Consider the following 12,519-nt stretch of genomic DNA (forward strand, 5'->3'; position numbering starts at 1 on the left):
TCAGGCGACGCGGTACTGCTCGTCGCGGGCGTCGGTGATGAACATCTGTCCCGGCGTGTGGGTGAGGGCGAAGGGCGGGCGAGAGGCCATCACCGCGGCCTGCGGGGTCACGCCGCAGGCCCAGAACACCGGGATGTCGTCCGGCTCGGCGTCCACCGGGTCGCCGAAGTCGGGCCGGCCGAGGTCTTCGATGCCGAGGCCCGACGGATCGCCGCAGTGTACGGGGCTGCCGTGCACCGCCGGGAGCAGGCCGCTCTCCCGGACCGCCGCGCCCAGGTGCCGCGGTCGCACCGGGCGTATGGACACCACCATGGGGCCGTGCAGCCGCCCCGCCGGACGGCGACGCGGGTGAGGCCGAGCACCTGCTCGCGGTCTGCCTCGACGACTCGCTGGGAAGGGTCGTGGAGGTCTACCGGCGGCGGGTCGGCGAGGACGAGTGGCAGGTCACCCGCATCGGTTCTCCCGCCTCGGCGTGACACCGCGGACGCCGGGGCGCATCTGTGCCGTTTGGGTCGTTGTCACACCGAGGACCTAGTCTGTGCACCGTGACTTCGCCTGCATCGACGGACCGTGTTCCGCCCCAGCTCAGCGCGGGGCCGCGCCCGGCTTTGGGCCCGGCCGCCGACGAGGGACTGGCGCGCCGGCTGCGCGCCCTCGCCTGCACCGCGCCTCTGCACGACCTGGACGCCCGCAAGGCGAACCTCGCGGGTGAGTACTCGGTGTACGGGATGGCGGAGATCGCCCTCGCGGCCATCGACCTGGTCACGCTGAACATGGACTTCGACGCGGGCGCGGACCACGACCAGATAGTCGCCCGGCTCATCCCGCGCATCGCGGCCCAGGCCCCGCGGCGTCCGATCGCCGAACACGAGCGTGTGGCCCGCTGGGTCCTGGAGAACCTGATCAACGTCGGCAGTGTCGACCGCGGCTTCCGTGCCGTGTACGGCACGTTCGCGCCGGATGGCACCTATGTCCGCCGGGACTACGACTTCAAGCTGATCGAAGAGGTGCCGGGTTACGGCGGAGGCGTCTACCTCCGGACGACGGACGAGGCGGTCAACGTCCTCGTCGGCGCCCTGGACACGGATGTCACCAGCGCCCAGATCGCCGCCGAGGTCAAGCTGGAGGTGCTGATCAGCCGCGGACGCCTCGCCGACGCCCAGCTCGCCGCCGAGCAGGCGCGCTACCGGACCGTGCAGTACTCGGAGACCCTGCGCAGGGCACTGGAGTCGACCCGGCGCAACGTCCGGGCGGTGGACTGGCTGAACGCGGTGCCGGACATGATCGCCGAGGCCCTCGACCACGTCGCCGACCGCTACCGCCACGAGAACGCGATCCTCACCAACATCCGCAAGGCCCGTGACGAGTCCGAGGAGCCCGACCAGAAGCGTCGCGCCGCCGAGCTCGTCGACATCGTCAAGGACTGCATCCGCCGGCACACGCAGTTGCAGTCCCGGCTCCTGGAAGCGGGCCCGCTGTTCCGTGCCGAGCAGGACCGGCAGGCGTTCGCCACACCCATGACGACGTCGGGGACAGACCTCTACGGGCATGTCGTCGCACCGGTGCTGCCGCTCCCGCTGGAGCAGGCGATCCGGGTCACGGACGCCTTCTTCGCACACGGGACGGGGCTGCGCACGCCCGGATCCGTGCGGGTCGGAGACCTCGTCGAGCTGCTGCTGACACCTCCGGTGGAGCGTGAGCACCTCGGAGCCGAGATGCCCGAGCCGGACCTGATCGCCACCCCGGACGACAGCCGGTTCAGCGAGGAGCAGCTGGCCGTCGCGATGGAACTGCTCGACCTGCCGGCGGACGCGCCGCGGCGGTTGTCCGGACTGCTCGCCCAGGCTCGCCGCCACGATCCCGAACTGCCCTACCTCGTGGCCCTGCTGGCCGTGCACGCGGCCAGCCCGCCGGTCGGCACGGCGTACCGCCAGGGCGAGGAGAAGCTGCTGTTCGCCGTGGACGACGGCACGGAGCTGGACGACCCGGAATTCGGCGGTGCGGATCTGATCGTCGGTACGGCACTGCTGGATGCGGCGGGAATGGCGGCGGACCGGACGGAAGCCGCATGACCAGCAATCAGTACCAGTGCAGCAAGGAGCAGCGACCGTGACCGAGCACGTCGAGTGGAGCGAGCCGGAGGCCGCCGCCGCGCCGACGAGCAGCGCCGTGACCCCCGCCGACGCCGCCGACGCGGCGCGACTCGTGGCCTTCGGACTGCAGCCCAAGCTCCAGCCCGCCCGCGACCAGGAGTACACGGAGCTGCTGCGCCGCTACCGCGAGAACCCGCCGTTCGCGCGGCTCGCCGACGCCGTCGCCACCGGTCTCGGTCTGGTCGTCCTGGAGGTGTCGCCACGTGCGGGGATGGCGGTGACCGCCGCCGAGGACTCCGTGTTCTCCGTCCGCATGGGCGAGTACGCGCGTCGCACCTCGGCCGACTCGGGTGACCGCTTCCTGCACGGACTCGCCCATCTCGCCGTCGCCGCCCTGGCGTTCCCGCGTCCCGAGGACCTGGCCGACGACGGCTACATCGGACGCGTCACCGTCAACGGCGTCGACGCCTTCGTACGCCAGGCCTGCCGCCGTCTGGAGGAGCGGGCGGAGGAGCACGGTGAGAACACCGACCCGGCGACGGAGGCGCCGGGTCTGGAGGCGGCCTGGCGGATCTGGGCCAGACGCAGCGCGACCGGAGCCACCAAGGACGCGCGCCGACTCGCCGGCTCGACCACCGGAATCGTCGGCAAGGCCGTCGTGTTCCTCACGGACTCCGGGTTCCTGCAGCGCACGGGCGACGACAACGGCGGCACCTACCGCACGACGGCCCGCTACCAGCTCCAGGTGCGCGACATGGCGGGCAGCGCCGCCATGGCCGAACTCCTCGAACTGGGCGTCGTCCCGGTGACCGACGGCAGGGCCACCCTGCTGCCCGCCGAGGACAGCGACGCCCTGGAACTGGTGGCCGACGCCGGGCTGCCGTTCCACTCGGGAAGCTCCTGAGGCCTCTGCCGCTTCCGAGCTTCCTCACATTTCCGAAGACTCAGCAAGACTTACGACGAGAGTCCGCCGCCATGTACGAGCTGTCCCGGGTCCGCCTCTACTCCATCGGGCCGGCCGGTGCGCGCTATGCCGACACCGTGCTGGACCTGCGGGGTGTGGGTGATCCGGTACCCGATCCCGCACCCACCCAGGCGGAGTTCTTCGAGGAGGAGCCCGCCGGGCCGCCGCGTCGGCCCGCTCCGGCCGGCGTGCTCTTCCTGGAGAACGGTGGCGGCAAGTCCGTCCTGCTCAAACTGATCTTCTCGGTGATGCTGCCGGGTCACCGCAACACGCTCGGCGGCGCCAGCTCGGGTGTGCTGCGTAAGTTCCTGCTCGCCGACGACTGCGGACATGTGGCGCTGGAGTGGCAGCACACCCTGACCGGCGAGTGCGTCGTGGTCGGCAAGGTGAGCGAGTGGCGAGGCCGCCAGGTCTCCAACGATCCGCGCAAGTTCGCGGAGGCCTGGTACTCCTTCCGGCCTGGACCCGGGCTGAGCCTCGACAACCTGCCGGTCGCCGAGTCCACCGCTGTACGGCCGCCCGTCGAGGGCGCGTCCGGGGCGCAGGGGCGCCGCCGCACGATGAAGGGCTTCCGGGACGCCCTGACGGAGGCGGGCAAGGCGTACCCGCACCTCGAAGTGCACTGGGAGGAGATCCACGACCGCTGGAACGAGCATCTGACGGATCTCGGGCTGGACCCCGAACTCTTCCGCTACCAGCGGGAGATGAACGCCGACGAGGGCGAGGCCGCAGGTCTCTTCGCGGTCAAGAAGGACTCCGACTTCACGGACCTGCTGCTGCGCGCCGTCACCGACACCCGGGACACCGACGGTCTCGCCGATCTGGTCAGCGGTTTCGGCAACAAGCTGGGCCGGCGCTCCGAGCTGATCGCCGAGCGGGACTTCACCGCCGGGTCGGTGGACCTGCTCGGGCGCATCGTCGACGCCGCCGGGGCACGGTCGCGGGCGCGTGACATCCACGTGGGCGCCGAGCGGCGGACACGCACCCTGGCGCGACGGCTCTCGGCCCGTGGGGTGCAGGAGCGGGTACGGGCCGCCGACCTGGCCCAGCGGGTCACCGCCGCCGCGTACGCCGTCACGCATGCCGAGGGTGCCCGCGAGCGCAGTGCGCTGATCGTGGCCGAACTCGCCTACCGGCACGCATCGTTGGCACTCGCCGGAGCGGAGAAGGCCGCCGCCGCGCAGAAGCGGGAGCTGGCCGACGCACGCCAGCTGTACTCCGCCTGGCAGGGCGCCGAGGCCGTGCTGCGGCACCGGGCCGCCGCCGACCGCTTCGTGCGCGTGGCGGCCGCCATTCGCGAGGCGGAGCGGGACGCCGCGCCGGCACTCGCCGCCCGCGCCAAGGCCGCCATTGATCTCGTACGGGCGCTGCACGCGGCCGCCGAGGGCGCCGAGACCCTCGCCAACGAGGAGGAGGAGCGTTCCGCCGCCCTGCAGGAGGCCGGCGAGTCCGCCCACCGGGACTCGACCGCCGCTGCCACCGAGGCGCAGCGCGCCCGCAGTGAGGCCGGCCACCTGCGCCAGCGGCTCACCGAGGTCGAGCAGGAGACCGCCGAGGCCGTGCGAGCGGGCTGGCTGGACGACAGCGCGCCGGACGCCGACCCGGCGCGGGCCGCGCTCGCCGCCAGCGACGCCGAGAAGACGGCCGTCGCCGCCTGGGACACCGCACGCGAGGCCTCCCGCCGGGCCTCCGAGCATGCGCGCGAGGCGGCGTCGGCCGAGTCCCGCGCGGAGCTCACGGCGGCCCGCGCGGCGGACGCGGCCACGGCCGCCGAGCGGGCCTACGAGGCCGAGCGCCGCACCGCTGAGGCGCTGGCGGCGCAGGAGCGGCTGGCGGAACTGCTGAGCCTGCCCGGCACCGGCGTACGCACCCGGGTTCCCGGACCCCGCCGTGACGAGGAGACAAGCACGGCCGACGCCCCGGCGACGGAAGAAGGCGCCCTCACCCTCGAGGAGTTGGACCGCTTCGCCGACGAACTGCGCGAACTGCTCGACGACTCCGTCTCCTCCGCCGAGCGGCAGCTCTTCGAACTGCGCACCGCGGCGGCCGACGACGCGCGCATTCTGGGCGCACTCGGCGACGGCGGGCTGTTGCCACCAGGCCCCGACGTGCTCGCGACCGTCGAGTTCCTCGGCGAACACGGCATTCCCGCGCTGCCCGGCTGGCGCTATCTCGCACAGGCCGTCGACCCCGCCGACCATGCGCGCGTGCTGGCCGCCCGGCCCGAACTGGTCGACGGCGTGGTCATCACCGACCCGGACTCGCACGCCCGGGCCCGCGAGGCGCTGAGAGACGCCGCGCTGCTGCCGCGCTCCGCCGTCGCCGTCGGCACGGCCGCAGCGCTGCTCGCCCCGACCCCGGCCCTCGACGGGGGCGACCACAGCCGCGACGTGTTCCTCGTACCGCCGAACCCGGCGATGCACGACGAGCACGCCGCCGACGAGGAGCGACAGGCGCTGCGCGCGCGGGCCACCGCGCGGGACGACGAGATCCGTGCGCTCGCGGCCCGTCTCGGCAAGGACCGCGAGTTGGCGGCCCGGCTGGCGGCCTGGCGCACCGGCTGCCCGGCAGGACGGCTCACCGAACTCGCCACGGCCGCCCGGGACGCCCGCGTGTTCGCCGAGGAGGCAGAGGCGGAGCTGGCCGAGGCGCGCACCGTCTGTGCGGAGGCCGACGAGGCGGCGGCCGAAGCCGCCCAGGTGCGCGATGAGCGGCAGGAGGCCGCGCAGAAGGCCCGCCGTGCTGCCGACGCGCTCGCCGGGCTGGCCTTCCGGCTGCGCGAGCGCGCCGGCTGGCAGGTCAAGCTGCGCGAACTCGCCGACGAGGCGGTCGAGTCGGAGGCCCGCGCCCAGTCCTGTCTGGAGCGCGCTCGCGCAGCCGACGAGGACCGGCGCGCCGCCCAGCGGGCCGCCGACGACGCCCGCCGTACGGCGCGTGCGCTGCGTGCCGAGCGCGCGGAGATCGCGGGCGCCCCCGACGACGTGCCGGAGGAGGACGCGGACGCGCCCAAGGCGTCCCTTCCCGCCCTCCGCGAGGCCTACCGCGCCGCCTCCCAGGTCTACGAGAAGGTCGGCGTCGGCGCCGACCTGCGGGCCGAGCAGGCGCGGGCCGAGAGTGACGAGTCCGCCGCGCTCGCCGAGCTGGAAAGGCTCAGCAACAAGGTGCGCACGCGTGCCGAGCAGCTCCTTCAGTCCCCGGACGGCTCCGACGGACCGTCCCGGCAGGCGGCCGCCGCGCGTGCCGAGGAGCTGATGCAGCTGCTGGAGACGCGCATGTCCACGGCCAGCGAGCAGCTCGGCCGGCTGCGCGGCGAGGCCGAACGACTCGCGCCCGAGAACGCCGAGACCCACACCGAGCTGCCCGAGGAGCTGGTTCCCCGGGACACCGAGCACGCGCAGGCGCTGCTGCGCACGGCGACCGGTGAACTGGCCGCCCGCACCGAGGCGCTCGGCCAGGCGCGCGAGGCCCACGCCGAACTCCTCGCGGCCCACCGTGCCGCTGAGGACGCGGCGAGCGGTTTCGACGAGATCGCGGCCATGCTCCGCGACCTGCTGCGCGAGCACGCCCCGGACGAGGACCATGAGGAGCCGGAGCCCTACCCCGGCACGCTCGAGGAGGCGCGTCAGGCAGCCGCCGAGGCCCGTCGGTCGCTGCGCGGCTGTGCCGCCGACCTGTCCGCCGCCGAGGCTGCCGTGCGGGAGGCCTCCGACGTGCTCGTCCGGCATGCCAACTCCACCCGGTACGAGCAGGTCCGCACCCCCGCCCGGCAGCAGATCCGCGAACTGCCCGCCTCCGCGCTGCCGGAGCACGCACAGAGGTGGGCGGATGCCTTCGCGCCCCGCTTGCGTGTGCTGACCGACGAGTTGGCGCAGCTGGAACGCAACCGGGACTCGATCGTGGACCGGCTGCGGGGCCTCGTCGAGTCCGCGCTTGCCACGCTGCGGTCCGCGCAGCGGCTGTCCCGGCTCCCCGAAGGCCTGGGCGAATGGTCCGGGCAGGAGTTCCTGCGCATCCGCTTCGAGGAGCCCGACCAGGCCACGCTCACCGAACGGCTCGGCGAGGTCATCGACGAGGCGACCCGCGCGGCCGTCAGGAAGAACTCCGACCTCAGGCGCGACGGCATGTCGTTGCTTCTGCGAGGCGTCAGCGCGGCGCTCGAACCGAAGGGCGTCGCCGTCGAGATCCTCAAGCCGGACGCCGTGCTGCGCGCCGAGCGCGTCCCGGTCGGGCAGATGGGGGACGTGTTCTCCGGCGGGCAGCTGCTGACGGCCGCCATCGCCCTGTACTGCACCATGGCCGCGCTGCGCTCCAACGATCGCGGCCGCGACAAGCACCGTCACGCGGGCACGCTGTTTCTGGACAACCCCATCGGGCGCGCCAACGCGACGTACCTGCTGGAGCTCCAGCGGGCCGTGTCGGACGCGCTCGGCGTCCAGCTCCTCTACACCACCGGTCTGTTCGACACAACCGCTCTCGCCGAGTTCCCGCTGGTCATCAGGCTGCGCAACGACGCGGACCTGCGGGCCGGACTGAAGTACATCCGCGTGGAGGAACACCTCCGGCTGGGACTGCCGCAGCAGCCCCAGGCCGGAGAATCGGTGCACAGCGAGATCACGGCGACACGGATGTTCAAACGACCGCCTGTCGGCACCCCGTAAGGGCGCTCAGGGGGTCACGGGTGCGAGAACTGTCCGGCCCCGCCGCGCCTGCGTATGCGCTCCTGCCGCCGCTCTGCGACCCGCGCCCGGCGGCGGGCCGTGCGGCGCTCGCGGCGCAGGGCCCGGGCCGTGCTGCTCGGGGCCGACACCACCCCATGCCGCTGGTTCCACACCTGGCGCGTGACCCAGACGTCGAGCACACCCCAGGTCGCCACCACCGTGCTCGCCACGCTGCTCAGCACCATGGGAAACGCCAGCCAGGAACCGGCCAGCGTGCACAGGACGGCGGTCACCGCCTGGATCAGCGTCACCGCGATGATGAGCACCGCCCGCACCGCCGCCGTACGCACGGGATCCGGCAGCCGCCGCCGGGGCGCGGGCTCCTCGACCCACAACTGCCGGTAGTACGGCGTTCCGTACTGCTCCTCGCCGGTCGCGGCGCCCCACCCGCCCGCCGGGTCTTGCCCCTCCGGTATCTCTCCGTCCGGGCCCACCGGAACGGCGCGATCCGGTGCCTGTGGGCCCCGTCCTTCCGTCGTGGGTGCCGTGGCCCCTGTCCCGGGCGTCTCACGCCGCTCCGCCGTGCCCATCAACTCGTCACTCCCCACCGCCCGCAGCCCCCTCGTCCCGGTGTCACCCGACCCCGGCTCCCCAGTGGCTGCCCGGCTTGCGCTGCTTTACGCCACCTGAGTGCGGCATGCGGCGCATGTGGCCGAATCCGCCCCCGTTTCCCGTACAGGAAGACGATCGGAGTTCCGTGAAGATTCCCGTCGAACGAAAAATTCCGGCCAAGAGCTCCAGCTTCCCGACTGTGTGTCGCCTCGCGCCGCACGCCCGTTTCGGGGAGGCAATCTCCCGCAATGGCGGGACAACTGCCCATGTCCTGTTCCCCGTCCGGCGGGTGGTGCGCCAGGCCGGCTCTTCGAGATACACGTGTCTCGGTAGTAGGCTCACGCCGTTTGTTGACGCACATGTGTACCCCCGGACGGCAGGGGGTCGAGCTGGGGGAGGCCATGCGCTTTCGCGGGAAGTCCATCCGCCGGAAGATCGTGGCGCTGCTTCTCGTGCCGCTGCTGTCCCTGACCGCCATCTGGGCCTTCGCCACGGCGCTCACCGGCCGTGCGGCCGAGTCGCTGTTCAACGTCTCGTACGTCGTCGAGAAGGTCGGCTACCCCACCGAGGACACGGTCCGTGTCCTGCAGCAGGAACGCCGTCAGACCCTCGTCTACCTAGCCGACCCGCGCGCCTCCGACGCACTCGCCGCGCTCCGCCGCAGCCGCGCCGCCACCGACGAGGTCGTGAGCAAGCTGCGCCGCTACAGCAGGGACGAGGGCCTGCACGACGACGTGGGGCCGGGCACCGCCGAGCGCCTCGCCTCGACCCTGGACGCCCTCGACGGCATCGACCCGCTGCGCCGCAGCGTCGAGGAGGGCACCGTCAACCGCGCCCAGGCCCTCGACCTCTACAACCGCCTGGTCGACCCCTGTTTCACGCTCCTGGCCAACCTGCAGGTCCTCGACAACGTGGAGATGGACAAGCAGGGCCGCGCCCTCGTCGGCACCTCCCGGGCCCGTGAACTGCTCTCCCGCGAGGACGCCCTCCTGGGCTCCGCGCTCGTCGCCGGCCGGATCACTCGCGACGAGATCCGCGACGTCTCCGACCTCGTCGCCCAGCGCGCCGTGATGTACGACGTCAGTCTGGCGCTGCTGCCGGGCTCGGAGAGCGGACGGTTCCAGCGCTACTGGCAGAACGGCGGCACCGCACCCCTGCGCGTGGCCGAACAGACCGTCGTCAACGCCACCCCCGGCACCCCGCACGGCGTGACCGCCAAGAGCTGGGACGAGGCGGCCCACCAGGTCCTCGACCGGCTCGACACGATGAACACGCAGGCCGACAGCCGTTACCAGGGCCGTGTCCGTCCCCTCGCCGTCCACGTCATCATCAAGGCGGCCGTCGCGGGCGTCCTGGGCCTTGTCGCCCTCCTGGTCTCGCTGATCCTGTCCGTGCGCATCGGCCGCGGCCTCATCCGCGATCTGCGCCGGCTGCGCCTGGAGGCCCATGAGGCGTCCGGGGTGCGGCTGCCCAGCGTGATGCGCCGCCTTTCCGCGGGCGAACAGGTCGACGTCGAGACCGAGGTGCCGCGGCTGGAGTACGACAAGAACGAGATCGGCGAGGTCGGCCAGGCGCTGAACACCCTCCAACGCGCCGCCGTCGAGGCCGCTGTCAAACAGGCGGAACTGCGCGCCGGGGTCTCCGAGGTCTTCGTCAACCTCGCCCGCCGCAGTCAGGTCCTGCTGCACAAGCAGCTCACCCTGCTCGACACCATGGAGCGCAGGACCGAGGACACCGAGGAACTCGCAGACCTGTTCCGTCTCGACCACCTCACGACGCGCATGCGCCGGCACGCCGAGGGCCTGGTCATCCTCTCCGGCGCCGCCCCCTCCCGGCAGTGGCGCAAGCCCATCCAGCTCATGGACGTGGTACGTGCCGCCGTCGCCGAGGTCGAGGACTACGAGCGCATCGAGGTGCGGCGGCTGCCCCGCGTCGCCGTCACCGGGCCTGCGGTCGCCGACCTCACCCACCTGGTGGCCGAACTGCTGGAGAACGCCACGGTGTTCTCGCCGCCGCACACCGCCGTGCAGGTCGTCGGCGAACGCGTCGCCAACGGCTTCACTCTGGAGATCCACGACCGCGGCCTCGGCATGGCGGCCGAGGCGCTCCTGGACGCCAACCTGCGGCTCGCCGAGACCCCCGAGTTCGAGCTCTCCGACACCGACCGGCTCGGTCTCTTCGTGGTCAGCCGGCTGGCCCAGCGGCAGAACGTCCGTGTCTCGCTGCAGCCGTCCCCCTACGGTGGCACCACGGCCGTCGTCTTCATTCCCGACACGCTGCTGACCGACGACGTCCCCGATACCAACGGCATCGGCTTCCGCCTCGACCGCCCGCTGCCCGAAAAGGAGGCGGGGACCGAGGCGGACCGTACGGCGTCACGGTCCCGGGGGCCCGCCGCACTGCCCGGCATTCCGGCAGCGATCCTGAACGGCCCGGTCGAACTGGAAGCACCGGTCGACCTGGACGCCCTCGAGGACTTCCCGGGTGCGCTCGGCGATGAGGACAGCGAACGCGGCGGCCTGTTCCGCCCCCGGCACTCCCTCGCGGAGGTCCCCGGCGAGCAGCACCAGCAGGCACGGGACACGCGGGAACCGGCGCGTGACGGCGACACCGACCATCCGGGCGCCCCGGTCCCGCTGCCGCGTCGTCGGACCCCCAAACTCGTCAGCTCGCACGGTCGGCCGGTGACAGGAGCTGGGCCGCGGCGCCAAGGAGCCGACGAGGAGCCGCGTCCGCTCGACCGCGGTGTGACGGGGCTGGAGAGCGCCGGACGCCCGTCGGGCCGTTCGGGGGAACTCTCGGAAGGCACCGCACGTTTGCCCGGTGACCGCTCCGAGGCCGCAGACCTGCCTCAGCGGCGCCGCAGCCGGCCCCCGGCCGGCTCGGACGGGACCATCTCGCACCGGGACGCGGCGGCCGGACCGGGTGAGTCGGACGCGGGCGCGCTGCCCCGCCGTATTCGGCAGGCCAGCCTGGCCCCGCAGTTGAAGGAAGGTCCCGACCGGCGAACCGAACGCGAGCGGTCCCGGACCGCGAACGGAGCGGGTCTCGCCGAACGCGACGCCGACGAGGTCCGCAGCCGATTCGCCTTGCTCCAGCGGGGCTGGCAGCGCGGCCGCGAGGAGAACGCCGCGGGCGACGACGCCCGGGACGGCTCAGCACCAGGAACGACAAAGGGGGACGGTCGATGACCGCACCGAAGGCCGCAGGGCCCAGCGCGACCAACAAGGCGTCGGGAGAGCTGAACTGGCTCCTCGACGATCTGGTGGAGCGTGTCGCCAGCATCCGCAAGGCGCTGGTTCTCTCGAGCGACGGCCTGCCCACAGGGGTGTCCAAGGAGCTGAGCCGGGAGGACAGCGAGCACCTGGCCGCCGTCGCCTCCGGATTCCACAGCCTCGCCAAGGGGGTTGGCCGGCACTTCGACGCGGGCGGGGTCCGCCAGACCATCGTCGAACTCGACGAGGCGTTCCTGTTCGTCACCGCCGCCGGCGACGGCAGTTGCCTCGCCGTCCTGGCGGATGCGGACTCCGACGTCGGCCAGGTGGCGTACGAGATGACCCTCCTGGTCAAGCGGGTCGGCGTACATCTGGGCTCCGCTCCCCGCACCGATCTGTCCTCGGGCGGGTAGTGGGATGGCATGAGCGGAGACGATCAGGGAAGCAGCCGCTGGTTCGACGACGAGGCCGGACCGGTGGTCCGTCCGTACGCCATGACGCGTGGCCGCACGAGCCATGCGGCCCAGCACCGCCTCGACCTGATCGCGGTGGTCGTCACGGAGCCGGACGTTGACGATCCGGAGGCGGACCAGTCGCTGTCCCCGGAACATGTGGACATCGTCGAACTGTGCCGTGACGGCCCCCAGTCGGTCGCCGAACTCGCTGCCGAACTCGATCTGCCCGTCGGCGTGGTGCGCGTCCTCGTCGGGGACCTCGTGGACGAGGAACTGGTGCATGTGACGCGTCCCGTGCCGCCCGCCGAACTGGTGGACGAGAGCATCCTGCGCGATGTGATCAGCGGCCTGCGGGCCTTGTGAACCCGGGTTTCCGCGCGCTCCGGGCCGGCGGGCGCAGGCCCCCGCGCGCGGGTCCGGCGCCGATCGCACTCGCCGCCTGCGGACCGGCGCGGTGGCGGCTCGGCCGTTATGATCTGACCGATCGGCGACGACCAGCCGCAGCGGGTTGACCACCCCTCT

Annotated in this window: 7 protein-coding genes and 1 pseudogene; 6 read left to right on the plus strand and 2 right to left on the minus strand. The window is 72.8% G+C overall.

The annotated features are described in order from the left end of the window. A pseudogene (locus ACZ3TS_RS08895) lies at positions 1 to 345 on the minus strand (D-glutamate cyclase family protein); the annotation flags it as partial. Between the two features lie 200 nt (positions 346 to 545). On the opposite strand from ACZ3TS_RS08895, the gene ACZ3TS_RS08900 reads away from it, so the two are divergent. The 3 genes from ACZ3TS_RS08900 (at position 546) to ACZ3TS_RS08910 (ending at position 7,715) form a co-directional block, all read left to right on the plus strand. Then, positions 546 to 2,072 (plus strand): hypothetical protein, encoded by a 1,527-nt coding sequence (locus tag ACZ3TS_RS08900; RefSeq protein ID WP_467615081.1) that lies wholly within the window; start codon positions 546 to 548, stop codon positions 2,070 to 2,072. 37 nt (positions 2,073 to 2,109) lie between these two features. Further along, positions 2,110 to 2,997: a hypothetical protein gene (locus ACZ3TS_RS08905; protein ID WP_467615083.1), complete on the plus strand. Its 888-nt coding sequence runs from the start codon at positions 2,110 to 2,112 to the stop codon at positions 2,995 to 2,997. Between the two features lie 71 nt (positions 2,998 to 3,068). Next, positions 3,069 to 7,715 (plus strand): hypothetical protein, encoded by a 4,647-nt coding sequence (locus ACZ3TS_RS08910; RefSeq protein WP_467615086.1) that lies wholly within the window; start codon positions 3,069 to 3,071, stop codon positions 7,713 to 7,715. A 14-nt stretch (positions 7,716 to 7,729) separates the two neighbouring features. Here the strand turns inward: ACZ3TS_RS08910 and ACZ3TS_RS08915 are convergent, their stop codons facing one another. Beyond that, entirely contained in the window at positions 7,730 to 8,305 is a 576-nt protein-coding gene (locus ACZ3TS_RS08915) for a hypothetical protein (RefSeq protein ID WP_467615089.1), read from the minus strand. 423 nt (positions 8,306 to 8,728) lie between these two features. Here ACZ3TS_RS08915 and ACZ3TS_RS08920 point away from each other — a divergent pair, with 423 nt between their 5' ends. From ACZ3TS_RS08920 to ACZ3TS_RS08930, 3 genes are read left to right on the plus strand one after another with little or no spacing between them, the layout of a single operon-like run. Beyond that, entirely contained in the window at positions 8,729 to 11,518 is a 2,790-nt protein-coding gene (locus ACZ3TS_RS08920) for a sensor histidine kinase (protein ID WP_467615092.1), read from the plus strand. Continuing rightward, entirely contained in the window at positions 11,515 to 11,955 is a 441-nt protein-coding gene (locus ACZ3TS_RS08925) for a roadblock/LC7 domain-containing protein (RefSeq protein ID WP_467615095.1), read from the plus strand. The genes ACZ3TS_RS08920 and ACZ3TS_RS08925 overlap by 4 nt, the downstream gene beginning before the upstream one ends. A 9-nt stretch (positions 11,956 to 11,964) precedes the next feature. After that, a complete protein-coding gene (locus ACZ3TS_RS08930; RefSeq protein WP_467615098.1) occupies positions 11,965 to 12,360 on the plus strand; it encodes a DUF742 domain-containing protein in 396 nt (131 codons plus the stop codon). Positions 12,361 to 12,519: the final 159 nt, after the last annotated feature.

It is taken from the genome of Streptomyces sp. NPDC022910 (assembly GCF_055561075.1).

Bases quoted from the DNA above. Each gene is read 5' to 3' on its own strand.
- ACZ3TS_RS08920 (WP_467615092.1), top strand. From the start codon at position 8,729: ATGCGCTTTCGCGGGAAGTCCATCCGCCGGAAGATCGTGGCGCTGCTT.
- ACZ3TS_RS08910 (WP_467615086.1), top strand. From the start codon at position 3,069: ATGTACGAGCTGTCCCGGGTCCGCCTCTACTCCATCGGGCCGGCCGGT.
- ACZ3TS_RS08930 (WP_467615098.1), top strand. From the start codon at position 11,965: ATGAGCGGAGACGATCAGGGAAGCAGCCGCTGGTTCGACGACGAGGCC.
- ACZ3TS_RS08925 (WP_467615095.1), top strand. From the start codon at position 11,515: ATGACCGCACCGAAGGCCGCAGGGCCCAGCGCGACCAACAAGGCGTCG.
- ACZ3TS_RS08915 (WP_467615089.1), bottom strand. From the start codon at position 8,305: ATGGGCACGGCGGAGCGGCGTGAGACGCCCGGGACAGGGGCCACGGCA.